The sequence below is a fragment of the Streptomyces sp. NPDC030840 genome, assembly GCF_055572015.1.
Genome location: NZ_JBVIEE010000010.1, coordinates 68752 through 93851 on the forward strand (window position 1 = coordinate 68752; position 25100 = coordinate 93851).

Here is a 25100-nt window from a genome sequence, read left to right on the forward strand (position 1 = left end):
AGCCGTTCACCTTGCCCCCGGCCGGACGGGCCGCCGCCTATCTGGGGCTCTTCCTGCTCGGCGGCGTGGTCGGAGCGGCCGGGGCACTGGTGAACGCCGCCTGGTTCCCGGCCGGGTTGCTGCTCGCCCTGCTGGGAGCGGCCGGGGTCTTCCTGGGGGGCGCGCACGCGATGGGCGCCCGGGCGGGGGCCGTTGTGCCGGTGGCCGGCTGGATGATCTCCGTCATCCTCCTCACCGCCACCCGTCCGGAAGGGGATTTCCTCTTCGGCGCGGGAGCCGTCTCCTATCTCTTCCTGCTCGGCGGCATGGCAGTCGCTGTGATGTGCGCCACGCTTGGCGGGGGGCGGCAACCGAAAGACCCCGGCGCCCGACTTGCCAAGTGACGTACTACTTCGCCACCAAGCGCCGGTGGAGGGCCCGTGTGGGTTTCATCGGCGGTCGTGGGATACGGGCGGGAAGTGGCCAGTATGGTGGTGCGCGCCGCCGAGCTGCCCGCCGTGTGAGGTCGTCACGGGCGGCGAAGCCGATCGGGAGAACCTGCCTTGAGTCGTGAAACTGACACTTCGTCCTCCGGGCCCAACGGGCGCGGAGGAGCCGCGTACCCGTCGGGGACGCCGCCGTACGGGACCCCCATGGCTTCCGACGGCGGTGGCGACCCGGGCCGTTCGGCGACGGGCGCGCGGTCGGACGAGCGCAAGACCGAGACCACGCTGACCACCCGCGTGCGGATCAACATCCCCGGTTCGCGCCCCATTCCGCCGGTCGTCGTCCGCACACCGGTGGCGGAGGCCGAGACCGCGTCGGACGACACGCTCAGCGAGTCGGAGACCACGGGCACCACGAGCATGCCCGTGCTGACGGACACCGCCCCGCCCTCGCCGGAGCCCGCCGAGGCGGCCGGCGAGAAGACCAGCGACTGGTTCGCGCCGCGCAAGCCCGGTGCGCCCAAGCCCGGTTCTGCCGGCGGCTCCACCAACGGTGGCGGTCTTCCCTCGGGTTGGAGCGGCGGCCCGGCGGGCCCCCAGGGCGGGTCGGCGAACGGGTCGGGCACGGGCACCCCGAGCGGTCCCGGCAGCGGCCTGCGTCCCGGTGGCTCCGGTCCGCGGACGAACGGCTCCGGCCCGCTGGGCGGAGCCGGCGGCCCCCGTCCGGGCGGTACGAACGGTGCCGGGCTTCCCGGCGCCACCGGTGCCGGACCCGTGGCGCCCGGCCACGGCGGCGGCACCGGCTCCTTCGACGTGTCGGCCGCGCTGACGGCCGGCTCGCGCCCCGGCGCCAACCCCGACACGGGCGCGGGACGGCGCGACGACCTGCCGTACTTCTCGGACGACGCCGCGAACGGCCGAGACGGCGGACGCGGCCCTGCCGGCGGACCCGGCGGGCCGTACGGTCCGACCGGCGGCCCGGTCACCGGCGACGGGGCCCTGTCCCCGTCTCCCGGCTCCGGCCCCGGCTACGGCGGCCCCGGCGCGGGCCTGGGCTCCGGCCCCGGCGGCTCCGGCCCGGGCGCCGGACGCCCCGGCGGCGGTCCCGGCACCGGTGGGCCCTTCGGCGGCCCCGGCCCGGACTTCGCCGGCCCCGACTTCTCCGGCCCCGGTGGTGGCCTCAGCGACGACACCGCGATCCTCACGCCCCAGCGCCCGGCGCCCGAGCCGGGGCCAGGGGGCCAGCACGGGTACGACGGCCCGGGCGGCATCCGGGAGAACGTGTCCGGACACACCCTGACCAGCGGCATCCCCGTGGTCCCGCCCGGCGCCCAGAGCTCGCCCTTCGGGCCGGGCGGCACCGGCGAGCAGTCGGGTCCGCACACCCCGCCGAAGCTGCCGGACCCCGCGCAGTCGACCACGACCGTCTCCTCGAAGCCGGCGAAGAAGGGCCGCAGCAAGCTGGTGCTGCTGGGCAGCGGGCTCGTGTTCGTGGCGGCGGGCGTGTACGGCGCCGGACTGCTCATGAACCACTCCGACGTGCCCAAGGGCACCACCGTCCTCGGCGTCGACATCGGTGGCGGCACCCGCGACGACGCCGCCAAGAAGCTCGACGCGGCCTTCGGGGACAACACGGACAAGCCGCTCAAGCTGTCGGTCGACGGCGACACCGTGTCGCTCAGGCCGGACCAGGCGGGTCTCCAGCTCGACGCCGACGCCACGGTCAACGCCGCCGCCCAGAGCGACTACAACCCGGTGTCGGTGATCGGCTCGCTGTTCGGCCAGAAGCGCGTGGTCGCGCCCGTCATGCCCGTCGACGAGGAGAAGCTGCGGGCCGCCCTGGAGCGCGCCGCGGGCGGCTCCGGCTCGGCCACCGACGGCACGATCAAGTTCGAGTCCGGCAAGGCCGTCGCCGTGTACGGCAAGGCGGGCAAGGGCATCGCCGTCGACCAGTCCACACGGGCCGTCGAGGACGCCTACCGCGCGCAGGTCGAGACCGGGAAGACGGACCCCGTGACGCTCCCCACGGCCACCAAGGAGCCGTCGGTCTCCAAGGCCGAGGTCGACCGGATGATGAAGGAGTTCGCGGAGCCCGCGATGTCCGGGATCGTCACGGTCAAGGCGGGCTCGGCGGTCATCCAGTTCAGCCCGGAGAACTCCCTGTGGAAGTTCCTCGGCGTCAAGGCCCAGAACGGCAAGCTCGTCGAGTACTACGACAAGGCCGCCCTGAAGGAGCTGTACGGCACCACCTTCGACGGCGTCCTGATCACGCGCGGCACCGGCAAGAAGACCCCGGTGACACCGGAGGACGTGATCGGAGCCCTGCGCCCGGCGCTCCTCGGCAAGAGCGCGGCGGAGCGTACGGCCGTGATCGAGACGAACCCGAGCTGACCGTCTGATCACCACGTACGGAGGGCACCCGGTTCCGCACCGGGTGCCCTCCGTGTCGTTCAGCCGCCCGGACGTCTCAGTTGAGCATCGCCCGGGCCGCCCGTGCCTGGCCGCGTACCCGGTCGGCGGCCTGTTCGTCGACGGCCGATACGACGTCGGCGTACGCGTCGAGCTCGGCGGCGCCCCGCAGGAAGTCGCCGCGCTGGACGAGGAGCTGGGCGTGCTCGTGGCGCAGGCGGGCGGGGTGGGAGGGCAGGAGCAGGGAGAGCTCCACGGCCCACAGGGAGACGTCCGAGCGTTCGGGGCGGGCGGCGGCCCAGGCGCGGATGTTGTTCAGGACGCGCAGCACCACGTCGAGCGGGGCGGCGGGCTCCAGCATCGACGGGTCGAGTCGCGCGCCCGTGGCCCCCACGACCAGGAGCTCCGCGTCCCCACCGGTCAGGACGCGCCCTCCCTCGAACGGGTCGGCCAGTACCTGTTCCTCAGGGGGCCCGAACCCCACGACGAAGTGGCCCGGCAGGGCGACCCCGTAGACGGGCGCGCCGGCTCGCCGGGCGACCTCCATCCACACCACCGACAGCAGAATGGGCAGCCCGTGCCGCCGCCGCAGCACCTCGTGCAGCAGCGACGACTCCAGCCGCTGGTAGTCGCCGGGCGAGCCGCGGAACCCGCAGCGCTCGCCGAGCAGCTCGGCCAGTGCGAGCGCCCAGGCACGGGGGTCGCCGGGACGGAACGGCACCTGCCCGGCCAGCCGGTCGAGTTCGATCTGCGCGGCGTCCTCCCCGGCGTCGTCCAGCGTTCCGTCGCCGGCCGCGCCCACCAGCAGGCACAGCGTCACCAGATCCGGGCGCTCGGCCCGCGCCTCCTCCGCGAACCGCCGCCGCACCTCCGCGGCCCGCTCCGGCTCAGGAGGCCGTGGCGCACCCATGGTCTCGTCGTGCCCGCTCACGATGATCGGTACGGCTCGCCGGGGGAACCGCCCATGCCGGTACCGGGCGCGTCAGGTTCCCGATAGTGGTGGTACGCGTGGTGCGCCCGGAAGCCCATCGCCCCGTACAGCGCCCGCGCCCCCGTGTTGCCCGTCTCCACCTGGAGCCAGCCGGCCGAGGCGCCCTCGTCCAGGGCCTGGCGGGCGAGGGCGGTCATGACGGCGGTGGCGAGGCCCTGGCGGCGACGGGACGGATCGACCTCCACCGCCGCGAAGCCCGCCCAGCGGCCGTCCACCACACACCGCCCGATGGCCGCCGGAGGGGCGCCCGCCGGTCCCGGTACCGTCGCGAACCACACCGAGGGGCCGCTCCCCAGCACCGTCAGCGCCACCTCGCTCACGCCTTTGCGCTGGTAGCGGCTCAGCCACGCCTCGTCCGCCACCCGCGACAGCACCACCCCACCGGGCAGATCGTGGTCGGCGACGGGTGCCAGCGAGCCGACCCACAGCTCGGCCGTCACCTCCCGCACCCACCCCCGCCGCTCCAGCTCCGCGCACAGCTGCTCCTGCGTGCCCTCGGCGCCGGTGGCGAGCTGTGCGTAAGCGGGAAGCCCCCGGGCCGCGTACCAGGACCGTACGGACGCCAGCGCCTCGTCGAGCGGCAGCCCGGGATCGCCGAGGGGCAGCACGGAGTTGGCGCGCCGCGTAAATCCGGAGGCGGCCCGCAGCTCCCACTCGCCGAGCGGCTCGCGCTCCAGCGGCTGCCAGCCCCGCGCGGCCACCCGTGCCAGTTCCGCGTACGAGGCGGCGGGGCCCCGCCGGCGCGCCGGGGCCCCGGGAACGACCTTGCCCGCCACCAGTGACGACTCCGGTATCCGCACCCGCTCACCGTTCCGCCGTGTGATCAGGAGCACGCCGTCGTCCCATGATGTGAGAACACCGACCGTGTCGGTGAACAACTCACCCTTGGGCGCATCTTCGTAGAGCTGTCGTACCGAGACGCGTTTGCCCACGTCAGCGGCTGTGATACGGACTTCGAGTCGTGCGCCGGTAGAGAATTCCACAGGTCGGGCCACCCCTCCTGTTCGGATCATGCCCAGGAACGGAGATACTAGGTGCGGGCATCGACGACGCCGCGCTCCCGCGCGCCAGGCGGCGGAGCCTGAGGAGGCCCGCCAGCGCCCTATCGAGGAGGAACGACAGCGTGACCTACGTCATCGCAGAGCCTTGTGTCGACGTCAAGGACAAGGCGTGCATCGAGGAGTGCCCGGTCGACTGCATCTATGAGGGGCAGCGGTCCCTTTACATCCACCCGGACGAATGCGTCGACTGTGGCGCCTGTGAACCGGTCTGCCCGGTCGAGGCGATCTTCTACGAGGATGACACCCCGGAGGAGTGGAAGGACTACTACAAGGCGAACGTCGAGTTCTTCGACGAGCTGGGTTCTCCCGGTGGCGCGAGCAAGCTGGGGCTGATCGAGCGTGACCACCCCTTCATCGCGGGCCTGCCCCCGATGAACCAGGAAGAGCACTGAGCGGTCCTCACCCGCGCCACCTCGGTCCCGTACGGCACGATCGTCCTGATCGCCGTACGGGACCGAGGCGTACGTACGAGAAAGTGAGCCAGATCCCGTGTCCGCAGTCTCCGACCGGCTCCCCACCTTCCCCTGGGACAAGCTGGAGCCGTACAAAGCGACGGCCAGGGCCCACCCGGGTGGCATCGTCGACCTCTCCGTCGGCACCCCGGTGGACCCGGTCCCCGACCTGATCCAGAAGGCGTTGGTCGCCGCGGCCGACTCCCCGGGCTACCCGACGGTCTGGGGCACCCCCGAGCTGCGGGACGCGATCACGGGCTGGGTGGAGCGCCGCCTCGGCGCCCGCGAGGTCACCCACCGCCACGTCCTGCCGATCGTCGGCTCGAAGGAACTCGTCGCCTGGCTGCCGACCCAGCTGGGCCTCGGCCCCGGCGACCGCGTCGCGTACCCGCGCCTGGCCTACCCGACGTACGAGGTCGGCGCCCGCCTCGCCCGCGCCGAGTACGAGGTGTACGACGACCCCACCGAGCTGGACCCGGCCGGTCTGAAGCTGCTGTGGCTGAACTCGCCCTCGAACCCGACGGGCCGCGTGCTCGGCAAGGACGAGCTGACCCGGATCGTCGCCTGGGCCCGCGAGCACGGGATCCTCGTCTTCTCCGACGAGTGCTACCTGGAGCTCGGCTGGGAGGCCGACCCCGTCAGCGTTCTGCACCCGGATGTCTGCGGCGGCTCGTACGAGGGGATCGTCTCGGTCCACTCGCTCTCCAAGCGCTCCAACCTGGCGGGCTACCGCGCGGCCTTCCTGGCCGGTGACCCCGCGGTCCTCGGCCCGCTGCTGGAGATCCGCAAGCACGGCGGCATGATGACGGCCGCGCCGACCCAGGCGGCCGTGGTCGCGGCGCTGGGAGACGACGAGCACGTCCGCCTGCAGCGGGAGCGGTACGCGGCCCGCCGGACCCTCCTGCGCGACGCCCTGCTGGACCACGGCTTCCGCATCGAGCACAGCGAGGCGAGCCTCTACCTGTGGGCGACCCGTGACGAGTCCTGCTGGGACACCGTGGCCCACCTCGCCGAGCGCGGGATCCTGGTCGCGCCCGGCGACTTCTACGGCCCGGCGGGCGACCGCTTCGTCCGCGTGGCGCTGACGGCGACGGACGAGCGGGTGGCGGCGGCGGTGGAGCGGCTGCGCTGAGCGCCCACCGGGCACAGCGGGAGCAGGACAGCAAAGGAGGGGGCCGGGGAACGCGATGTTCCCCGGCCCCCTCCTGAGCACGCACCGGTCCGGAACCGCTCGTCAGAGCGGCAGGCCGCCCTTCAGGGGCGTGCCCTTGGTCGACAGCCCCTTGGTCGGCAGGCCCTTGCCCTTGGCCGGCAGCTTGCCCTTTCCGGCGGACTTGGTGGGCAGGTCCTTGCCCGCCGCCTTCGTGGCGTCACCGAGGAGGCCGCCTGCCTGGCCGGCCGCGGTCCCGGCCGTCTTCTGGGCGACGGGCGTCGCGGTCTTGGCCACCTTGCCACCGGTCTTGCCGGCGGCCGGCAGGGTCTTGCTCACGGCCTTGCCTCCGGTCTTGCCCGCGAGCCCGGTGACCTTCTGCGCCGTGTCGTCGGCGGTGTTGCCGACGTTCGCCCCGTCCAGGGTGGACAGTCCGCCGACGTTCGGGGTGGCCGGGAGCTCGGGTGCCGCGCTCGCGGAGCCGGCCGCACCGACCACGGAGGCCGCTCCCGCTGCGGTGAGCAGCGCGGCACGGGCGATCCGACGGGTCAGGGGGAGGGACATGGTGCTCCTTTGACGGGAGGGAACGTTGAAGTGTCCGACCGTTCCCGGGGGCTGAGCGGCTGGCTGCCGGTCGGCCCTTGATCGTCCGGGTTCGGACGCAGTGACTACCGCTCGAAGGCCGCGAAGGTTGCGGTGATCCCGTGTAAAGAATTGGCAATGCGTCGCATTATCGGATGCGGACGAAAACGGGTGAAGGGACGCTGTCCGGTAACCCTGTGGAAGGGACACAGCCCTTTGTTCCCAAGGGTTTTCACGGGTTCGGAGGGCTTCTCCCCGCAGCCCGGGTGAGGGGGCGGAAATTTGCGCACATCGTCCACGGGCCGTGCTGGACGTACCCCCTGCGGGTGACCGTCGGCGTCTACTGTCCAGTGACGATTCGAACTTCGGAGAGACCGTCCCGCCCGGCGCCCTTGTCGCCGTACGCGCTGCCGGAGGCGCCGCTGTCCGCCGGTGTGCGCCACTCGCCCGCCCGGCCGCCGGCGACCCACTCCCGGCCCGCGTACGCCACCCGCTCGATGTGCAGGGCCGACGAATTGGCCACGGCCCAGTGCGCGAGCTCCCAGCCGCGACGCCGGAGCGAGGCCTCGGAGGCCCTGCCGGAGCCGGGGCCGGTCTGCACGGGGATGGTGACGGTGTTGGCGGCCGGGGCCGTGGAAGAGGGCGTGGCGGCCGCCGCGGGGGCGTTGGCGGGCGCGGGGGTGCCCGTGGAAGCGTCGGCCCGCATCTGCGTCGCGGCCGACTGCAGCACGGTGCCGCCGAAGTCCCGTTCGAGCGCGGCCCGCACCGCGTCCGGGCCGCCCTTCGAGGTCGCACCGGGGCGCCCCTCGCAGGTCAGGGTGGCCGCCGCGCGGCCGGTCAGGGCGGCGGCGAGCAGCGTGGCGTCCGGCTCGTGCTTCGCGTACGCCTGCGGGAAGCCGCTGCGCTGCACTCGCTGGGCGGCGACGGTCAGCGGCAGCCGCGAGTAGCCGGGCACCTTGGCGAGGTGCTCGTAGAACTCACCCGCCGAGTACGTCGGGTCCATGATCTGCTTCTCGGTGCCCCAGCCCTGGGACGGGCGCTGCTGGAACAGGCCCAGCGAGTCCCGGTCGCCGTGCGTGATGTTGCGCAGCCCCGACTCCTGCAGCGCGGTCGCCAGGGCGATGGTCACGGCCCGCTCGGGCATGCCGCGCGAGGTGCCCACGGCGGAGATCGTCGCGGCGTTCGTGGCCTGCTCCGGCGTGAACTCGTACGACGCGCCGTCTCCCTTCCCCGACACCACCTCGCACCGCGGAGCGCCTGTTCCGCCGGTGAGGTACTGCATCGCCAGGTACCCCGCGAGCGCGAGAAGGACGGTGAATGCGGCCCCGAGGCGGAGGACGCGGCCACGGCGACGACGAGAAGGAGGGGACAGCTCTGACACGCCTCCGAATTTATCGGAGACACCTGTCAGCGACGTGTGCGTCTGTGACTACTGGTGCCAGGGGTGGCGAGATTCGGTCGCTGAAGGACGCATTCCGGGCGGCGGCCGGTGCACGGTCCGCGGCGCGTTAGGGTCGTCCGCATGGCCGACACCCCGCTTGACCTCACGCTGGACGCCGCGCGGCTGACCGCCCGGCTCGTGGACTTCCCCTCCGAGAGCGGCAGCGAGAAGCCGCTCGCGGACGCGATCGAGGGCGCGCTGCGTGCCCTGCCGCACCTCACGGTCGACCGGTACGGCAACAACGTCGTGGCCCGCACGAACCTGGGCCGCGCCGAGCGTGTGATCCTCGCCGGACACATCGACACGGTCCCCATCGCGGACAACGTGCCCTCACGGCTGGACGAGGACGGCGTGCTCTGGGGCTGCGGCACGTGCGACATGAAGTCCGGGGTGGCGGTCCAGCTGCGGATCGCGGCCACGGTCCCGGAGCCGAACCGCGACGTGACCTTCGTCTTCTACGACAACGAAGAGGTCGCCGCACACCTGAACGGCCTGAAGCATGTGTCGGAAGCCCACCCGGACTGGCTGGAGGGCGACTTCGCGGTCCTCCTGGAGCCCTCGGACGGGCAGGTCGAGGGCGGTTGCCAGGGCACCCTGAGGGTGCTGCTGAGGACGAAGGGCGAGCGGGCGCACTCGGCGCGCGGCTGGATGGGCTCCAACGCGATCCACGCGGCGGCCCCGATCCTGGCCCGGCTGGCGTCGTACGAGCCGCGCCACCCGGTGATCGACGGCCTGGAGTACCGGGAGGGCCTGAACGCCGTCGGCATCTCCGGTGGCGTGGCCGGCAACGTGATCCCCGACGAGTGCGTGGTCACGGTCAACTTCCGCTACGCGCCGGACCGTACGGAGGCCGAGGCGCTGGCGCATGTCCACGAGGTGTTCGCGGACTGCGGGGTGGAGGAGTTCGTCGTGGACGACCACAGCGGCGGAGCACTCCCCGGCCTCTCCCACCCGGCGGCCGCCGCCTTCATCGAGTCGGTCGGCGGCACCCCGCAGCCCAAGTACGGCTGGACGGACGTGTCCCGCTTCAGCGCGCTCGGTGTCCCGGCGGTCAACTACGGCCCCGGGAATCCGATCCTGGCCCACAAGCGGGACGAGCGGGTGGAGACGGCGAAGATCATCGCGGGGGAGGAGCGCCTGAGGGAGTGGCTGACCTCCTGACAGCACCGTGCCGTGCCGATCGCCGTGGCGGTTCGTGGCGGACATGCCGACGTCCCCCCTCCGTAACCCGCGTGGATCTACGCTGAGGTGGAACGACCCGGCACGGCGGAGGGAGCGCACATGGCTACCGGTAACCCGGAGGGCAAGAAGCAGCCACCGGAGGAGCAGCGGTTGGGTCCCGTGCTGCGCAGGCGCGGTCAGGTGCAGGCGAGCACGACGGACCAGCGGCTGCTGGACGCGGGCGGCCCCTCGGACTGGGTCCACACCGATCCCTGGCGGGTCCTGCGCATCCAGTCGGAGTTCATCGAGGGCTTCGGCACACTGGCCGAACTCCCTCCCGCGATCAGCGTGTTCGGCTCGGCCAGGACTCCGGTGGACTCCCCCGAGTACAAGTCGGGGGTCGCCCTCGGGCGCGGCCTGGTCGAGGCGGGCTTCGCGGTCATCACCGGTGGCGGTCCCGGTGCCATGGAGGCGGCCAACAAGGGTGCCGTGGAGGCGCAGGGCATCTCGGTCGGCCTCGGTATCGAGCTGCCCTTCGAGCAGGGCCTCAACCCCTACGTCGACATCGGCCTCAACTTCCGCTACTTCTTCGTGCGGAAGATGATGTTCGTCAAGTACGCGCAGGGGTTCGTCGTCCTGCCGGGCGGTCTCGGCACCCTCGACGAACTCTTCGAGGCCCTGACCCTCGTCCAGACCCAGAAGGTCACCCGCTTCCCCATCGTCCTCTTCGGCACCGAGTACTGGGGCGGCCTCGTCGACTGGCTCCGCAACACCCTCGTCGCCCAGGGCAAGGCCTCGGAGAAGGACCTGCTCCTGTTCCACCTGACGGACGACGTGGACGAGGCGGTGGCCCTGGTGTCGAAGGAGGCGGGCCGGTAGGGGAGCCGGGGTGTTCTTCGCCCCCGCCGGGGCTCCGCCCCGGACCCCGATTCAGCCCGTCCGGCGTTTGAGGACGAGGTTGAAGGCCGACAGGCGGGGCTCTGGGGGCGCAGCCCCCAGGGATGGGACGGGTAGGGGCGGCGGGGGCGAGGAAAACCCGGGCGCCGGCGCTACGCCAGCCCCCGCCGGGCCACGGCCGGCGGCCGGTGCCCGGTGATCGACGCCACCATGTCCAGCACCTGCCGCGTTTCGGCGACCTCGTGCACCCGGTACACCTGCGCCCCCAGCCACGCGGACACCGCGGTGGTCGCCAGCGTCCCCACCACCCGCTCCTTCACCGGCTTGTCCAGCGTCTCCCCCACGAAGTCCTTGTTGGACAAGGACACGAGCACCGGCCACCCCGTCGCGACCATCTCACCCAGCCGCCGCGTCGCCTCCAGACTGTGCCGCGTGTTCTTGCCGAAGTCGTGCCCGGGATCGATGAGCACCCCGTCCCGCGGCACCCCGAGGGCCACCGCCCGTTCGGCCAGCCCCACCGTCACCCGCAGGATGTCGGCCATGACGTCGTCGTACGTGACGCGATGAGGCCGCGTACGGGGTTCGGCACCCCCCGTGTGCGTACACACCAGCCCCACCCCGTACCGCGCCGCGACCTCCGCCAGCCGGGGGTCCACCCCGCCCCACGCGTCGTTGAGCAGATCCGCCCCCGCCTCGCAGACCGCCTCACCCACCTCGTGCCGCCAGGTGTCGACGCTGATGACGACATCGGGGAAGCGACGGCGGACCTCCGCGACGAAGCCCACGGTCCGCCGCGCCTCCTCCTCGGCCGTCACGTCCTCGCCCGGCCCGGCCTTGACCCCGCCGATGTCGATGATCGCGGCGCCCTCGGCCACGGCCTGCTCCACGCGCGCGAGTGCGGGCTCGTCCCGGAAGGTGGCCCCCTGGTCGTAGAAGGAGTCGGGGGTCCGGTTCACGATCGCCATGATCACCGGCTCCCGCGTACCGAATTCACGCCTGCCCAGCCTGAGCATGCCCTGTGACCTCTCCCAGTACTTCCCGCTGCTTAGCCGTCTGCGACCTTAACTGTCAGACTCGCATGGCACGATCGGAGCCGGGGGCGCCCCGGAGGCGCAGCACGAGAGTAAGGGGTACCTCAGCGATGTTCATGTTCTTGTTCCTGGTCGTCGCGCTGGCCGTCGTGGTGGCCGCGGTGACGCTCGCCGTGGTGGGGGGCGGCGAGCGCGACGTGCTGCCCGAGGCCGCGCCCGAGCGCTTCCAGGACCCCCTGCCGCTGGACCGCCCCGTGAACCGCGCCGACGTGGAGACACTCCGCTTCCCCGTCGCCGTGCGCGGCTACCGCATGTCGGACGTGGACGACGCCCTCGGCCGTCTCGGCGCCGAGCTCGCCGAGAGAGACGCCCGGATCGCCGACCTGGAGGCCGCCCTGGCGGGCGCCCGCTCGGCCGGTCCGCCGACCTCGCCGCACAAGCCGGAGGAGGGGGAACACCGGTGAGCGGCGCCGCGATGGAGGGGCCGGACGGCAGGCTGCGCTGCCCGTGGGCCCTGTCGACCGAGGACTACGTGGCGTACCACGACGAGGAGTGGGGCCGCCCGGTCCACGGCGACGACGCGTTGTTCGAGCGGCTCTCCCTGGAGGCCTTCCAGTCGGGGCTCTCCTGGATCACCATCCTCCGCCGACGTCCCGGCTTCCGGGCCGCCTTCGCCGACTTCAAGATCGCCTCGGTGGCCTCCTTCACCGACGACGACCGGGCCCGTCTCCTCGCCGACCCGGGCATCATCCGCAACCGCGCCAAGATCGACGCCACCCTCGCCAACGCACGCGTGCTGGCCGAATGGTCCCCGGGCGAGCTGGACGAGCTGATCTGGTCCCACGCCCCCGATCCGGCGACCCGCCCCGCCCCGAAGAGCCTGACCGACGTCCCCGCCGTCACGGCCGAGTCGACGGCCCTGTCGAAGGCCCTGAAGAAGAGGGGCCTGCGCTTCGTGGGCCCCACCACGGCGTACGCGCTGATGCAGGCATGCGGCCTGGTCGACGACCACCTGTCGGACTGCACGGCAAGGCGCGGCTGAGCCGCCGCCCCGGCGGGGCCGGGACCGAGTCGCACGGGGCCGATCAGCACGAGCCTGAGCCGTACGGGACGGAGAGGGGGGCCGCCGCACTGCCACCCCACAGCCGCCCGTCCCGTCCGCGCCCGTCCCACCCCGCGCCCGTCCCACCCCGCGCCCGCCCGTCCCCGACCGCTCAGCGCCCCAGGTACTTCGGCTTCTCCTTGTTGACGAACGCCTGCACCGCGATCCCGTGGTCCTCCGAGGAGCCCGCCCTCGTCTGGAGCTCGTCCTCCTTCTCGAGCGTCTCCTCCAGGGAGTGGGACAGCCCGTAGGCGACGGCCTCCTTCAGCGCCGCGTACGCCAGGGTCGGGCCCTCGGCCAGCGCCCGGGCCACCTTCTCCGCCTCGGCCCGCAGCTCGGACGCCGGGACGACGCGGCCCGCGATGCCCAGCTCGTACGCCTCCTGGGCCTTGATACTGCGCGGGAAGAGCAGCAGGTCGGTGGCGCGCCCGGGGCCGACCACCCGTGGCAGGGTCCATGAGACGCCGGAGTCGGCGGTCAGCGCGACCCCCGCGAACGACGTGTTGAAGGACGCCGTGTCCGCGACGACGCGGTAGTCCGCGGCCAGCGCGAAGCCGAAGCCCGCCCCTGCCGCGACCCCGTTCACACCCGCCACCACGGGCTTCGCCATCCCCGCCAGCGCCCGCACGATGGGGTTGTAGTGCTCGCGTACGGTGCTCATGGTCTGACCGGAGCCGGTCTCGCGGTCCGCCGCGAGCAGCCCGATGTGCTCCTTGAGGTCCTGGCCCACGCAGAACGCGCGGTCCCCGGCGGCCGTGAGCAGCACGGCCCGTACGGCGTCGTCGTCGGCGGCGGACCGTGCCGCCTCCCGAAGGGCGACCTTGGTCTCGACGTTCAGCGCGTTCATCGCCTCCGGGCGGTTCAGCGTGATCGTCGCCAGTCCGTCGCTCACTTCGTAGAGCACGGTGTCGGCCATGGTGGTTCCCCTCCGTGTCGCGGCTCCGGCGTACCGGTCGGTACGTCCTTGGGTCACCCGCACAGCATGGCGGAGATCACCAGCGGTGGCGCGGGCGGGACATGTGACCTGCGTCAAAGAATTCCGGTTGGCGGAACTCCGGCGGAAGTCCGTGGGGTCGCGCAGTATCGCAGCCACATCGCCGAATTGAGTGGTTTTGCTCGCGCGCGTTGCCCAAGCGATGCCGACTGATGTTGGTCATCGGGTCCTGAGATGCGGGATAATGGCCTGGAAGCAATGTGTTCGATGCCGGTGTCGCGTGTCCGAGTGGGGAACGCGCGTGCCCTTCAAGGGGGCCGTCGGCTGACGTTGAGCTGGTTTCAGGAAGGGGAACGAGCATGGCGGCCATGAAGCCGCGGACGGGCGATGGCCCGCTCGAGGTGACCAAAGAGGGGCGGGGCATCGTCATGCGCGTTCCGCTCGAAGGCGGCGGTCGGCTCGTCGTCGAGCTGACCCCTGACGAGGCCGATGCCCTCGGCGACGCCCTCAAGAAGGTCGTCGGCTGACGCGGAAGCGACCATACCCTTTCAACTGCCCCGGCACCGAACGCGGTGCCGGGGCGGTTGTTTGCGGGGTGGCCGTCGATCGGCCGGCGCCTGGTCACCCGGGCCGGTCATGACGCCTCCCCGGTCATCCGCGACCGGTCACTCTGGCCGGTAACGATGCCTCCGCGGTCGTCCTCGGCCGGGGACCCAGGCCCCTGAGGCCCCGGTTGTCCGCGGTCATCCGCGACCGGTCACTCTGGCCGGTCATGAGGCCTCCGCGGTCGTCCTCGGCCGGTGGCCCTGGCCCTCAGCGGCCCGGTCATCCGTGACCGGTCACTCTGGCCGGTCATAAGGCCTCCGCGGTCATCCTCCGGCCGGTGGTTCCGGTGGTTCCGGTTCCGGTGGTTCCGGTGGTTCCGGTGACTCCAGTGGCCCCGAGGTCCCCGGTGGCCCGGGTAGCCCCGGTGGCCCCGACTTCCCCAGTCGCCCGGGTAGCCCCGGTGGCCCCGACTTCCCCGGTTACCCGCCGCCGGTCACTCCCGCCTCCCCGGTTCGCGGCCGGCCGCTCCGGCTTCCCTGGCCGCCTCCCCAGCCGGTCGCTCCAGCCGGTCGCTCCGGTCGGTCATTCCCGTCCGGGTCCGCGGGACGCGCCCCGCGTCACCGTTTGACCGCGCACAGCAGCCCGTCACCCACCGGAAGCAGCGACGGCACCAGGTCCTGGCTCTCCCGGACCGTGCGCAGCAGCTCACGGATGCGTATGACCTCCGTGGGCTGCGGGCCCGAGTCGACGGTCCTGCCGTTGGCGAAGACGCCCTCGAAAACCACCAGGCCTCCCGGACGCAGCAGACGCAACGATTCAGCGAGGTACTCCAGGGACTCCAGCCGGTCACCGTCGCAGAAGACGAGGTCGTAGCCGGCGTCCGCGAGCCGGGGCAGCACATCCAGGGCCCGGCCCGGGATGAAACGGGCCCGGTTGCTGGCGAAGCCGCACGCGCGGAAGGCCTGCCGGGCGAACTGCTGGTGTTCCGGCTCGGGGTCCACGGTGGTCAGGACCCCGTCCGGCCGCATACCGCGCAGCAGATGGATCCCGGAGACGCCGGTCCCGGTCCCGATCTCCGCCACCGCCTTCGCGTCCACGGTGGCGGCGAGCAACCGCAGCGCGGCGCCCGTGCCGGGCGACACCGAGCGCAGCCCCGCCTCACGGGCCCGGTCACGGGCCCAGCGCAGAGCTTCGTCCTCGGCGACAAAGGCGTCGGCGAACGCCCAGCTCGTCTGCCGGTTGCCGGTAATGACCCTCTCCTGTCCCCGCGGTGGCCTCGGCGTGACTGTATCCGTTGGCCCCGGGAACCCGCAGATGGGACCGGTCGTTTAGAGGGGTGGCAGAGACGGCGGGGGGCATCGGATGGATCAGGACACCGAGCAAGTGCTGACACAGGCCCATCAGCCGAGGCAGCGAGTATCAAAATTTCGTAAAACCGCTTATCCGGAGCTAACGGGCGAGGTGGCTATGGTAGGGGCTCCACTGGACACCACCAGAGCCGATAGGGGAGGTGCGGCTGCGCCTGTGGATCGGAGAGGAGTGCTGCGGCGCTTTCTCGGGTCGGCGGGCAGGCCGAAATCCGTGAACGACACCGCTGACCACAGCCACGCCGCTGACTTCGCCCAGACCGCGACCTTCTCCACCGACGCGGACGGGCAGGCGTGGACTCCGCCCACCTGGGAGGAGATCGTCAGCACGCACAGCGGCCGGGTCTACCGACTGGCATACCGTCTGACCGGAAACCAGCACGACGCGGAGGATCTCACCCAGGAGGTCTTCGTCCGCGTCTTCCGCTCCCTGTCCACCTACACGCCGGGCACCTTCGAGGGCTGGCTGCACCGCATCACCACGAACCTCTTCCTGGACATGGTGCGCCGCAAGCAGCGCATCCGCTTCGACGCGCTCGGCGAGGACGCGGCCGAGCGGCTGCCCAGCCGCGAGCCCTCCCCTCAGCAGGTCTTCAACGACTCGCACTTCGACGCGGACGTCCAGCAGGCCCTCGACACCCTCGCCCCCGAGTTCCGCGCCGCCGTGGTGCTGTGCGACATCGAGGGACTGTCGTACGAGGAGATCGCCGCGACCCTCGGCGTCAAGCTCGGCACGGTCCGCTCCCGGATCCACCGCGGCCGTTCCCAGCTGCGCAAGGCCCTCGCGCACCGTTCGCCGGAGGCCCGCCGCGCCGAGCGCCGCACCTTCGCCGTCGGAGTGCCGGCGCTGGGAGGAGGGGGCGCGACCGCGTGAGTGGATCACGGCCGAATCCCGGCGAGCGGCGTGTCGCCGACCAGCATCTTGGGGACCGACTCTCCGCCCTGGTGGACGGAGAGCTCGGTCATGACGCGCGTGAGCGCGTCCTGGCCCACCTCGCCACCTGTGCGAAGTGCAAGGCGGAGGCGGACGCCCAGCGCCAGTTGAAGAACGTGTTCGCGGAGGCGGCCCCTCCGTCGCCCTCCGAGAGCTTCCTGGCCCGCCTCCAGGGGCTTCCCGGGGGAGGTGACCTCGACGGCGGTGGCTCACCGCTGGGCGGGGGAGGCTTCGGGAGAAGACTTCCGGGTCCGGGAGCAGAACCGGGGCTCCCCGGTGATCCCAGGACCGTAGCGGGCCCCGGAATCTTCGGAGCGAGGGGTGAGCCCTTCGGATACGTCCCGTCGGGGCCGCACTCCGGTGTGCTGTCGCCGTCGGAGGAGCGCCGCCTGTTCGGTGGCCGCGGGTTCGCCGGCGGACGTGGCTTCTTCGGCGACCGCGGGCTGCCCGGCAGCGGGCGTGGGTTCTTCGGCGACCGGACCCCCGCCAGTGGACGGGACTACTTCGGCGACGCCGGTCCGGGACTGTCCGGGAATCCAGGGCCGTCGGAGGGCTCTGATGCCGCCGGCGCCGACGGGAACGGGGCCGCGCGGGGCGCGGAGGCCGTTGCCCCCGTCGCCGGCAGTGGTGTCACCGGGGGGCACGGCGACAGCGGTGACCGTGGCTTCCGTATCCACCACGTCGGGCGTCACGACGCCGATCGGCAGGCTTCGCGAGGCCTGCGGTTTGCCTTCGTGGCGGCCGGGGCGGTGTCACTGGCCGCCATCGCACTCGGAGGGATGTCCACCGGCGTGCCGGTGGACACCACGGAGGCACGGGGCGGTCCGGGCTCGGGAAGCAACGTGACGCCGATGCGGGCGCCAGGTTCGAGCACCCCCACCGTCCCCGAGTCACAGCGCCGCCGCGGATCCGTCGCTCCGCTGCTCGGACAGGGACACGGATTCATGGGCGAGGCCCCCGTGGCGCCCACCGAGGTGTCCGCACCCCTGCTGCCCGGGGTCCCCGCTCCGGCCGGCCGGAGTCAGCAGACCGCGCATCCGCTGACCACCCCGGTGCTGGCCGGCGCGGCCGCGATGTCCCCGCTCATACGGCCGCTCTCGGCGAACTCGCACGTGCTGTCGGCGGAATGGCCGGCAACGCCGGAGTTCGTTGCTCCGGGCCTGCTGACGGCCCCCGCCACGACCACGTCCCCCACACCCACCCCTCCCGCGGTCCCCTGACTCCGTCCACTGCGCCGCGGCCCGTGAACCTGGTTGAATCCATGGTGGGCCGCGTCCGCCGGGTTGACCCCGGACGCGGAGTCGACGATCTGCGATGACCGCCGGCGAGGTCTGCCGCGGGCCAGGTGTGGGGAGAGCATTGAACGAGGGGAAACCCACGAAGGCGAAGTGGTGGAACCGCCCCAGAGTCCAGGGCGCGGAGGCCGGCCTGACGCCGGATCACATGGCGGACGGGCGGGTCTCGTCCGGGACGGAGGACTCCCGGGATGCGTCCGCCCGGACGACTCCGGTGCCGGGGCCCGAGGACGCCGAGGGCCCGACAGTGGGCTCCTCGACCGACCCGGCTGAGACGGCGGGTCCGGCTGGGGCGGCGGGTCCGGCCTTCGTTCAGGACGGTGTGGCCGGTTCGGCGGGGGTGAGTGCGGCCGTGAGGGTGAGGGCAGCGGGTGCGGGTGACGCCGACGGTGGCGACAGCGGTGGCGACTTCGAGTTGAGGCGTCCGGAGGAGGCGGCTCCCGATGCCGGTGCGGCGAACGACGGCGACTTCGAGCCGGCCCGGCCCCAAGTCCCGGCAGCGCGGGCCGAGAGTCCCGCCGGGGCGCGGGAACAGACCGGTACCGAAGGCGACTTCGAGCTCGCACGGCCGATCGGTGCCGTGATGTCTGCGTCTGCGTCTGCGTCCGCGTCTGCGTCCACGTCTGCGTCTGCGTCCGCGTCCGCGGCTGTGCCCGCGCCCGCGCCGGGTGGGACGACCGGGACGAGCAGCGTGGCAGAGGTGCCGGACCAACCCGCGCCCACAGACGCCGTACCAGCGAGCGGGGCCCCCATCGGCGACGCGTCCTCCCGCGCCCTACCCGAAGCCGGCATACCGCAGGGCAGCCCGGCAGACGCCGGTGCCCCCACCGAGCGGCCCAGGCCGCTGCACGACCCCGACCCCTACAGCACCCCGCCCTACGGTGAGCCGGGCCCCTGGGCGCCCGCGCCGCCGGTCCAGCACCCGGGGACTTCCGCGGACGGTACGGCTGTCGAGCCCGCGGCTCCGCCCCACGGGGCGCCCGCCGCGGTGCGGACGCCGGTGCCGGGGACGCCCGGCCCGGCCGACGGCGCGCCCCACGGAGCGGTCATGCCGCCCGTCTCCGCCGGTCTCTCCGCTCCGCCCCCACCCTCGGCCTGGTTCGACCGGGGGAACTCCCACGAGCCGGGAGGCACTCCCTCAGCGCCACCCCACAACCCCTGGCGGAACTACGACCCCTGGGCTGTCGCCCCCGGGCCCCTGCAGCAGAACGGGGCCGCGGTGCCGAGCGAGGACCAGCGGCGCAGGCGTACGCGCAAGGCTCTCGTCCTGGGCGCCGTGCTCCTCGCGCTCACCTCCGGCGGCATCGGCGGAGCCGTCGGCGCCTATCTGGAGCGCAACGGCGGGATCGCGGACGTCGAGCTGCCCCAGGCCGCGGACGGAGCCAAGGGCCGCGCGCCCGACAGCGTCGCCGGGATCGCGGCCAGCGCGCTGCCCAGCGTGGTCACCCTGCACGTGAGCGGTGCGGACGAGCAGGGCACCGGCACCGGCTTCGTGCTCGACGAGCGGGGACACATCCTCACCAACCACCACGTCGTCGAACCGGCCGGCGAGAGCGGCGAGATCTCCGTGACCTTCAGCGGAGGCGAGACCGCCAAGGCCACGATCGTCGGCAAGGACAGCGGCTACGACCTCGCCGTGGTCAGGGTCTCGGGTGTCAGCGGGCTCAAGCCGCTGCCCCTCGGCAACTCCGACGACGTCCAGGTCGGCGACCCCGTCGTCGCCATCGGAGCGCCCTTCGACCTGGCCAACACCGTCACCTCGGGCATCATCAGCGCCAAGGAGCGGCCCATCACCGCGGGCGGAGGGGAAGGCGACGGGAGCGACATCAGTTACGTGGACGCGCTGCAGACCGACGCGCCGATCAACCCGGGCAACTCCGGTGGCCCCCTGGTCGACGCCAGTGCCCGCGTGATCGGCATCAACAGCGCCATCCGCTCCGCGGACAACGGCTCCGGCCTGGAGAGCGGACAGGCCGGTTCGATAGGCCTCGGCTTCGCCATCCCCATCAACCAGGGCAAGCGCGTCGCCGAGGAGCTGATCAACACGGGCAGGGCGACCCACCCCGTCATCGGCGTGACGCTCGACATGGACTACGCCGGCGACGGAGCCCGGGTCGGCACCGAGAGCAATGGCTCAGGGCCCCCGGTCAAGGCAGACGGCCCCGGTGACAAGGCCGGCATCAAGGCGGGCGACGTCATCACGGAGGTCGACGGACAGCGCGTCCACTCCGGCGAGGAACTCATCGTCAAGATCCGTGCCCACCGCCCCGGCGACCGGCTGGAACTCACCCTTCAGCGCGACGGCCGGGACAGGCGGATCACCCTGACTCTCGGTTCCTCCGGAGGCTGAGCGGGCCGGGCACGAGTGACAGCGACTGCACAGCACACGACGCGAAACGCCTCTGAACGGCAAACTTCGCGGAAAACCGGCCTTGTACACGCATCGCGGAGCGTCGCGACAGTACCGGACGGACAGCAACCCCGGGTACCGTGGACCCGGCCCGGACCACGGAAGACACCACGGAACGACCGCCGAGGGCCGATGGAACAGGGCCGAGGACTCGCAAGGAGCTTCAGGTGTTCAATGACATAGGACCGCTCGAGCTGGTGACGCTCGTTGTCCTCGCCGTGCTCGTCTTCGGCCCGGAGAAGCTCCCGAAGATGATCCAGGATGTCACGCGCACCATCCGCAAGATCCGCGATTTCTCCGAGAGCGCCAAGCAGGACATCCGGCAGGAGCTCGGCCCGGAGTTCAAGGACTTCGAGTTCGAGGACCTCAACCCCAAGACGTTCATCCGCAAGCAGCTGGACAACGACGAGCTGGGGCTCAAGGAGATCCGCAACGGTTTCGACCTGAAGAAGGAGATGGCCGAGGTCACGGACGCGGTGCACGGCCGGGAGTCCGAGACGTCCGCGGGCTCCCCTTCCGCATCGTCCAGCGGCGGCGGCTCCGTCGACATGACCAAGAAGCCCGAGAGGCCGCAGCCGGACGAGCGGCCGCCGTTCGACGCCGACGCCACGTAGGCGCTCGGGCGCAGGTTTGACCGGGGTTGTCTGGCGGCTGCGGGTCGGTTGTGGCTGGTCGCGCCCACGCGGCGGAGCCGCATATCCAACACAGCCCCGCGCCCCTTGCGGGGCGCGTCGTTTCGGGGCGTTGTGCGCACCCTCGTGTGATGCTTGTCATACCCGTACGCCCCGCCGTGTCGCAGGAACCCGACCCGAACGCGCCTTGGCGCCCCGGCCTGTTTCCCAGCAGTTCGGAGCGCTGTGGCTATGCTGCCCAGTTGTTGTGCGGACCGTACGAGTGTGAGCGACGACGCCCGAGGGGGGCGGGCCGCTCCCGGTCCGACGAGAGCGAGGAGGCGTCCGGGCACATGGAGACGACGAGTCGGGTAGGCGCGCATGCGCCGGCCGCGGAGGACGGACAACCGGTCCCCTCCGCCCGGCGCACGGTCGACAGCTACCTGCAGGCGCCCTTCCCGTGGTACGGCCTCGACGAGGCCTTCACGGGCCCGCGCTGGCTGATGCAGGTGGGTACGGCGGCCGACGGTGCCGTCGAGCACGGATCGATCGGGCACGGCGACGAACCCTCGATAAAGCACGAGGGCTCCGGCGAGGACGGCAAGGAGCGCTTCGCCATCGTGGTCACGGTCGCCGCGAACCCCGTACGGCGCAGTGCGGACGGCACGGGGGTCCTGGAGGCCACCACGGCCTCCTCGGCGGCCTGGCTGGCCGGTGTGGGGCTGCTGACGCTCACCTGGCCCGGCCAGATGGACCACACCCTGCGGGACGACTGGCTGGACCAGCAGACCGAGACGGCGTGGGTCCTCGCGGACGACCTGGCCGGTCCGGACTGGTCGACGCTGTCCCTCCCCGTGGACGGGGTCCCGACCCCGTTCCACTACCGCGAGTCCGAGTTCGGGTGGGTCCTCGCGGGGTCCACGCCGGAGGGCGTCCATGTGGGTGCGTACGGGCGGGGGATGAGTGCGTACGGGCTTGGCTTCGCCATGATCAAGGACATCGGCGCGTACGCGTAGCCTGCGGCGCTGAGCCGAGGGGGCGCCGTTGTGGTGCGGCGCCTCTTCGGGTGCGGGGTCGTTGTGGCTGGTCGCGCCCACGCGGCGGAGCCGCATATCGAACACAGCCCCGCGCCCCTTGCAGGGGCGCGACTCGCCCGAACGTCGTAAAGAGCCCTAGAACTTGTTCTTCGGGGTGATCCCCAGGGACATGCCCGACAGGCCGCGCTGGCGGCCGCCGAGCTTGCCCGCGATGGAGCGGAGGGCCGCGCCGGCCGGGGAGTCGGGGTCCGTGAGGACGACCGGCTTGCCCTCGTCGCCGCCCTCGCGGAGACGGACGTCGATGGGGATGTTGCCGAGGACCGGGACCGTCGCGCCCGTCGTACGGGTCAGGCCGTCGGCCACCACCTGGCCGCCGCCCGTGCCGAAGACGTCGACCATCTCGCCGCAGTGCGGGCAGGGCAGGCCCGACATGTTCTCGACCACGCCCACGATCTTCTGGTGGGTCTGGACGGCGATCGAGCCGGCCCGCTCGGCGACCTCGGCCGCGGCCTGCTGGGGCGTCGTCACGACCAGGATCTCGGCGTTCGGAACCAGCTGCGCGACCGAGATGGCGATGTCGCCCGTGCCGGGGGGCAGGTCCAGGAGCAGGACGTCGAGGTCGCCCCAGTACACGTCCGCCAGGAACTGCTGAAGGGCGCGGTGGAGCATCGGGCCGCGCCAGACGACCGGCGTGTTGCCCGGGGTGAACATGCCGATCGAGATGACCTTCACACCGTTCGCCGACGGCGGCATGATCATGTTCTCGACCTGGGTGGGAAGCCCGTCGGCGCCCAGCATGCGGGGCACGGAGTGGCCGTAGATGTCGGCGTCCACGACGCCGACCTTCAGGCCGTCGGCCGCCATCGCCGCCGCCAGGTTGACCGTGACGGAGGACTTGCCGACGCCGCCCTTGCCGGAGGCGACGGCGTAGACGCGGGTCAGGCTGCCCGGCTTGGCGAAGGGGACCTCGCGCTCGGCCTGGCCGCCACGCAGCGCGGACGCCAGCTCGCGGCGCTGCTCGTCGCTCATGACGTCCAGCGTGACGTCGACGCGCGTGACGCCCTCGACCCCGGAGACCGCGTCCGTCACGCGCTGCGTGATCGTGTCGCGCATCGGGCACCCGGAGACCGTCAGGTACACGGTGACCGCGACCGCTCCGTCCGCACCGATGTCCACCGACTTGACCATCCCGAGTTCGGTGATGGGGCGGTTGATCTCGGGGTCGTTCACCGTCGCCAGTGCTTCGCGCACCGCGTCTTCCGTAGCCATAGGAACGATGGTACGGCGCTCCGCGGGGGCCCCGGGAGCCCCGTCAGCGGTCGTCCATGTCACGTCCGCGGCCGGGCTCGGCCGGGAATACGGCGCCCTTGTGGCCGTCCGCGTGATGCTCGTCCAGTTCCCTGACGAGATCCTGGAGTTCGGAACGGATCCAGTCGCGGGTGGCGACCTCGCCGAGACCGATCCGCAGGGCGGCGACCTCCCGTGTCAGGTACTCGGTGTCCGCGATCGACCGCTCGTTCTGCTGGCGGTCCTGTTCGAGGTTGACCCGGTCGCGGTCGGCCTGGCGGTTCTGCGCGAGGAGGATCAGCGGCGCGGCGTAGGAGGCCTGGAGCGACAGCGCCAGCGTCAGGAAGATGAACGGGTACTCGTCGAACCGCAGGCCGGAGGGCGCGGAGACGTTCCACACCACCCACAGGATGATGACCACGGTCATCCAGACGAGGAACCGTCCGGTGCCGATGAACCGGGCGATCCGCTCGGACAGCTTCCCGAAGGCCTCCGGGTCCCACTCCGGCAGGAACCTCCGGCGGGGCGGGCGCGGCTGGTCGAGGTGGACGCGGGCACGGGACCGGGCGGTGGCCGTGGCGCCGGCGGGCACGCGCTCACGTCCGCCGTGGACACGCTCGCGTCCCTCGCGCTCAGGAGCCATGCGTGCCCGCCCCCTCGCCCGCCTCCTCGTCCAGGTGGAACTCCGTCTCCCGCCAGTCCTCCGGCAGCATGTGGTCGAGCACGTCGTCCACGGTCACCGCGCCCAGCAGTGAGCCGCTCTCGTCCACGACGGGCGCCGCGACCATGTCGTACGTCGCGAAGAACCCGGCCACCACGGGCAGCGGGGCCTCGGGGCCGAGCGTCTGCAGGTCGTCGTCGACGAGCGAGCTGACCAGGGTGTACGGCGGGTCGCGCAGCAGCCGCTGGAAGTGGACGGTGCCCAGGTACTTGCCGGTCGGGGTCTCGTCCGGCGGACGGCACACGTACACCTGCGCCGCGAGCGCGGGGGAGAGGTCGGGGTTGCGGACGCGGGCGAGCGCGTCGGCGACCGTCGCGTCGGGCCGCAGCACGATCGGCTCGGTGGTCATGAGCCCGCCGGCGGTCTTCTCCTCGTACGCCATGAGCCGGCGCACGTCGGCGGCCTCGTCCGGCTCCATCAGTGTCAGCAGCCGCTCCTTGTCCTCCTCCGGAAGCTCGGAGAGCAGGTCGGCGGCGTCGTCCGGATCCATGGCCTCCAGAACGTCCGCGGCGCGCTCCTCCTGGAGCTTGCCGAGGATCTCGATCTGGTCGTCCTCCGGCAGCTCCTCCAGGACGTCGGCGAGGCGGTCGTCGTCCAGGGCGGAGGCGACCTCGGCGCGGCGCTTGGCGGACAGGTGGTGCAGCACGTTGGCGAGGTCGGCGGGCCGCAGCTGCTCGAAGGTGGCCAGCAGGCTCTCGGCGCCCTGTCCGTGCTCCTCCAGCGAGAACCCGGTGACGGCGGACCACTCGACGGTCAGCGTCTCCCCCCTGCTGCGCCGGAAAGCGCCGTTCTTCCCCTTGCGCACGAAGACCCGGTCGATCTCCCACTCCCGGCGGGCCGGCAGCTGCCGCACGGAGACGTCGAGGACCGTCACCTCCTCCTCGGTCCCCACGAGCCGTACCCGCCGGTCGAGGAGCTCACCGAGGACCAGCCGCTCGGTGGGCCGCTGCTCGAACCGGCGGACGTTCAGCACGCCCGTGGTGATGACCTGCCCCGACTCGATGCCGGTGACCCGGGTCATGGGCAGGAAGATGCGGCGCCGGGTCGTCAGCTCCACGACCAGCCCCAGCAGCCGCGGCGGCTTGCGGCCCACGCGGAGCATGGCGACGAGATCACGGACACGGCCCACCTGGTCTCCGGTGGGGTCGAAGACGGCGATGCCGGAGAGGTGGGAGACGAAGATCCGGGGCGTGCCGGCCGCCATGTGCCGCGCCTTTCGTTTCATACGGGATTGTCCGCCAAGGTGGGCTTCAGGC

At 72.3% G+C, this 25100-nt stretch carries 24 protein-coding genes; 14 read left to right on the forward strand and 10 right to left on the reverse strand.

Annotated features, from left to right (window positions below; genetic code table 11):
* The first annotated feature begins 11 nt into the window (after positions 1 to 11).
* Entirely contained in the window at positions 12 to 383 is a 372-nt protein-coding gene (locus ACZ49J_RS22340) for a DUF6113 family protein (RefSeq protein WP_467455791.1), read from the forward strand.
* Between the two features lie 159 nt (positions 384 to 542).
* The gene (locus ACZ49J_RS22345; protein ID WP_467455793.1) at positions 543 to 2816 is read left to right on the forward strand and encodes a hypothetical protein; all 2274 of its coding nucleotides are present in this window, start codon (positions 543 to 545) and stop codon (positions 2814 to 2816) included.
* Positions 2817 to 2892: 76 nt separating this feature from the next.
* On the opposite strand, the gene ACZ49J_RS22350 is transcribed toward ACZ49J_RS22345, so the two are convergent.
* Both ACZ49J_RS22350 and ACZ49J_RS22355 read right to left on the reverse strand, forming a co-directional pair.
* Entirely contained in the window at positions 2893 to 3744 is an 852-nt protein-coding gene (locus tag ACZ49J_RS22350) for a transglutaminase-like and tetratricopeptide repeat-containing protein (protein ID WP_467455841.1), read from the reverse strand.
* A gap of 17 nt (positions 3745 to 3761) precedes the next feature.
* Entirely contained in the window at positions 3762 to 4808 is a 1047-nt protein-coding gene (locus tag ACZ49J_RS22355) for a GNAT family N-acetyltransferase (RefSeq protein WP_467455795.1), read from the reverse strand.
* 140 nt (positions 4809 to 4948) lie between these two features.
* On the opposite strand from ACZ49J_RS22355, the gene fdxA reads away from it, so the two are divergent.
* A complete protein-coding gene (gene fdxA / locus ACZ49J_RS22360) occupies positions 4949 to 5278 on the forward strand; it encodes a ferredoxin (protein ID WP_134029414.1) in 330 nt (109 codons plus the stop codon).
* A 97-nt stretch (positions 5279 to 5375) separates the two neighbouring features.
* On the forward strand, positions 5376 to 6470 hold the full coding sequence (locus ACZ49J_RS22365) for a bifunctional succinyldiaminopimelate transaminase/glutamate-prephenate aminotransferase (RefSeq protein ID WP_467455798.1): 1095 nt from the start codon (positions 5376 to 5378) through the stop codon (positions 6468 to 6470).
* A gap of 102 nt (positions 6471 to 6572) precedes the next feature.
* On the opposite strand, the gene ACZ49J_RS22370 is transcribed toward ACZ49J_RS22365, so the two are convergent.
* Together ACZ49J_RS22370 and ACZ49J_RS22375 are read right to left on the reverse strand one after the other, a co-directional pair.
* Positions 6573 to 7052 (reverse strand): ATP-binding protein, encoded by a 480-nt coding sequence (locus ACZ49J_RS22370; protein WP_467455799.1) that lies wholly within the window; start codon positions 7050 to 7052, stop codon positions 6573 to 6575.
* Between the two features lie 358 nt (positions 7053 to 7410).
* Positions 7411 to 8451, reverse strand: coding sequence for a heavy metal transporter (locus ACZ49J_RS22375; protein ID WP_467455801.1), 1041 nt, complete (start codon positions 8449 to 8451; stop codon positions 7411 to 7413).
* A 141-nt stretch (positions 8452 to 8592) separates the two neighbouring features.
* On the opposite strand from ACZ49J_RS22375, the gene dapE reads away from it, so the two are divergent.
* Together dapE and ACZ49J_RS22385 are read left to right on the forward strand one after the other, a co-directional pair.
* Complete coding sequence (dapE, locus tag ACZ49J_RS22380; RefSeq protein WP_467455802.1) at positions 8593 to 9672, forward strand: succinyl-diaminopimelate desuccinylase; 1080 nt, start codon at positions 8593 to 8595, stop codon at positions 9670 to 9672.
* A 120-nt stretch (positions 9673 to 9792) separates the two neighbouring features.
* On the forward strand, positions 9793 to 10551 hold the full coding sequence (locus ACZ49J_RS22385; protein ID WP_467455803.1) for an LOG family protein: 759 nt from the start codon (positions 9793 to 9795) through the stop codon (positions 10549 to 10551).
* 170 nt (positions 10552 to 10721) lie between these two features.
* Here ACZ49J_RS22385 and folP read toward each other — a convergent pair whose 3' ends face one another.
* The gene (folP, locus tag ACZ49J_RS22390; protein WP_467455805.1) at positions 10722 to 11582 is read right to left on the reverse strand and encodes a dihydropteroate synthase; all 861 of its coding nucleotides are present in this window, start codon (positions 11580 to 11582) and stop codon (positions 10722 to 10724) included.
* A gap of 128 nt (positions 11583 to 11710) precedes the next feature.
* On the opposite strand from folP, the gene ACZ49J_RS22395 reads away from it, so the two are divergent.
* Positions 11711 to 12064 (forward strand): DivIVA domain-containing protein, encoded by a 354-nt coding sequence (locus tag ACZ49J_RS22395; protein WP_467455807.1) that lies wholly within the window; start codon positions 11711 to 11713, stop codon positions 12062 to 12064.
* An 11-nt stretch (positions 12065 to 12075) separates the two neighbouring features.
* Positions 12076 to 12642: a DNA-3-methyladenine glycosylase I gene (locus tag ACZ49J_RS22400; RefSeq protein ID WP_467455843.1), complete on the forward strand. Its 567-nt coding sequence runs from the start codon at positions 12076 to 12078 to the stop codon at positions 12640 to 12642.
* Positions 12643 to 12814: 172 nt separating this feature from the next.
* Here the strand turns inward: ACZ49J_RS22400 and chcB are convergent, their stop codons facing one another.
* Entirely contained in the window at positions 12815 to 13618 is an 804-nt protein-coding gene (chcB, locus tag ACZ49J_RS22405; RefSeq protein WP_467455808.1) for a 2-cyclohexenylcarbonyl CoA isomerase, read from the reverse strand.
* Between the two features lie 377 nt (positions 13619 to 13995).
* Between chcB and ACZ49J_RS22410 the strand changes: the two genes are divergently transcribed.
* A complete protein-coding gene (locus ACZ49J_RS22410; RefSeq protein ID WP_003966491.1) occupies positions 13996 to 14163 on the forward strand; it encodes a DUF3117 domain-containing protein in 168 nt (55 codons plus the stop codon).
* Between the two features lie 636 nt (positions 14164 to 14799).
* On the opposite strand, the gene ACZ49J_RS22415 is transcribed toward ACZ49J_RS22410, so the two are convergent.
* Positions 14800 to 15498: an O-methyltransferase gene (locus ACZ49J_RS22415; RefSeq protein WP_467455844.1), complete on the reverse strand. Its 699-nt coding sequence runs from the start codon at positions 15496 to 15498 to the stop codon at positions 14800 to 14802.
* A 223-nt stretch (positions 15499 to 15721) separates the two neighbouring features.
* On the opposite strand from ACZ49J_RS22415, the gene sigE reads away from it, so the two are divergent.
* The 5 genes from sigE to ACZ49J_RS22440 all read left to right on the forward strand — a co-directional run bounded on the left by sigE (position 15722) and on the right by ACZ49J_RS22440 (position 21815).
* Positions 15722 to 16423, forward strand: coding sequence for an RNA polymerase sigma factor SigE (gene sigE / locus ACZ49J_RS22420; RefSeq protein WP_467455845.1), 702 nt, complete (start codon positions 15722 to 15724; stop codon positions 16421 to 16423).
* A complete protein-coding gene (locus ACZ49J_RS22425; protein WP_467455809.1) occupies positions 16420 to 17703 on the forward strand; it encodes an anti-sigma factor family protein in 1284 nt (427 codons plus the stop codon). Before sigE ends, ACZ49J_RS22425 begins: the two co-directional genes overlap by 4 nt.
* A 658-nt stretch (positions 17704 to 18361) precedes the next feature.
* Positions 18362 to 20128: a S1C family serine protease gene (locus tag ACZ49J_RS22430; RefSeq protein WP_467455847.1), complete on the forward strand. Its 1767-nt coding sequence runs from the start codon at positions 18362 to 18364 to the stop codon at positions 20126 to 20128.
* Between the two features lie 227 nt (positions 20129 to 20355).
* Positions 20356 to 20802: a sec-independent translocase gene (locus tag ACZ49J_RS22435; protein WP_467455811.1), complete on the forward strand. Its 447-nt coding sequence runs from the start codon at positions 20356 to 20358 to the stop codon at positions 20800 to 20802.
* Positions 20803 to 21152: 350 nt separating this feature from the next.
* Positions 21153 to 21815 carry a hypothetical protein gene (locus ACZ49J_RS22440; RefSeq protein ID WP_467455813.1) on the forward strand — a complete coding sequence of 221 codons (663 nt, stop codon included), beginning with the start codon at positions 21153 to 21155 and terminating at the stop codon, positions 21813 to 21815.
* Positions 21816 to 21971: 156 nt separating this feature from the next.
* Here the strand turns inward: ACZ49J_RS22440 and ACZ49J_RS22445 are convergent, their stop codons facing one another.
* Genes ACZ49J_RS22445 through ACZ49J_RS22455 form a run of 3 tightly spaced genes read right to left on the reverse strand, consistent with a single transcriptional unit; the run spans position 21972 to position 25048 of the window.
* Positions 21972 to 23105 carry an Mrp/NBP35 family ATP-binding protein gene (locus tag ACZ49J_RS22445; RefSeq protein ID WP_467455814.1) on the reverse strand — a complete coding sequence of 378 codons (1134 nt, stop codon included), beginning with the start codon at positions 23103 to 23105 and terminating at the stop codon, positions 21972 to 21974.
* A 43-nt stretch (positions 23106 to 23148) separates the two neighbouring features.
* On the reverse strand, positions 23149 to 23766 hold the full coding sequence (locus tag ACZ49J_RS22450; protein WP_467455815.1) for a DUF1003 domain-containing protein: 618 nt from the start codon (positions 23764 to 23766) through the stop codon (positions 23149 to 23151).
* Positions 23756 to 25048: a magnesium transporter MgtE N-terminal domain-containing protein gene (locus ACZ49J_RS22455; RefSeq protein ID WP_467455816.1), complete on the reverse strand. Its 1293-nt coding sequence runs from the start codon at positions 25046 to 25048 to the stop codon at positions 23756 to 23758. The genes ACZ49J_RS22450 and ACZ49J_RS22455 overlap by 11 nt, the downstream gene beginning before the upstream one ends.
* Positions 25049 to 25100 lie beyond the last annotated feature (52 nt).

Coding starts and splice junctions, on each gene's coding strand:
- ACZ49J_RS22440 (WP_467455813.1), top strand. CDS start 21,153: ATGGAGACGACGAGTCGGGTAGGCGCGCATGCGCCGGCCGCGGAGGAC.
- ACZ49J_RS22430 (WP_467455847.1), top strand. CDS start 18,362: ATGTCTGCGTCTGCGTCTGCGTCCGCGTCTGCGTCCACGTCTGCGTCT.
- ACZ49J_RS22385 (WP_467455803.1), top strand. CDS start 9,793: ATGGCTACCGGTAACCCGGAGGGCAAGAAGCAGCCACCGGAGGAGCAG.
- ACZ49J_RS22395 (WP_467455807.1), top strand. CDS start 11,711: ATGTTCATGTTCTTGTTCCTGGTCGTCGCGCTGGCCGTCGTGGTGGCC.
- ACZ49J_RS22410 (WP_003966491.1), top strand. CDS start 13,996: ATGGCGGCCATGAAGCCGCGGACGGGCGATGGCCCGCTCGAGGTGACC.
- folP (WP_467455805.1), bottom strand. CDS start 11,582: ATGCTCAGGCTGGGCAGGCGTGAATTCGGTACGCGGGAGCCGGTGATC.
- ACZ49J_RS22350 (WP_467455841.1), bottom strand. CDS start 3,744: ATGGGTGCGCCACGGCCTCCTGAGCCGGAGCGGGCCGCGGAGGTGCGG.
- dapE (WP_467455802.1), top strand. CDS start 8,593: ATGGCCGACACCCCGCTTGACCTCACGCTGGACGCCGCGCGGCTGACC.
- ACZ49J_RS22400 (WP_467455843.1), top strand. CDS start 12,076: ATGGAGGGGCCGGACGGCAGGCTGCGCTGCCCGTGGGCCCTGTCGACC.
- ACZ49J_RS22370 (WP_467455799.1), bottom strand. CDS start 7,052: ATGTCCCTCCCCCTGACCCGTCGGATCGCCCGTGCCGCGCTGCTCACC.
- ACZ49J_RS22450 (WP_467455815.1), bottom strand. CDS start 23,766: ATGGCTCCTGAGCGCGAGGGACGCGAGCGTGTCCACGGCGGACGTGAG.
- chcB (WP_467455808.1), bottom strand. CDS start 13,618: ATGGCCGACACCGTGCTCTACGAAGTGAGCGACGGACTGGCGACGATC.
- ACZ49J_RS22455 (WP_467455816.1), bottom strand. CDS start 25,048: ATGGCGGCCGGCACGCCCCGGATCTTCGTCTCCCACCTCTCCGGCATC.
- ACZ49J_RS22445 (WP_467455814.1), bottom strand. CDS start 23,105: ATGGCTACGGAAGACGCGGTGCGCGAAGCACTGGCGACGGTGAACGAC.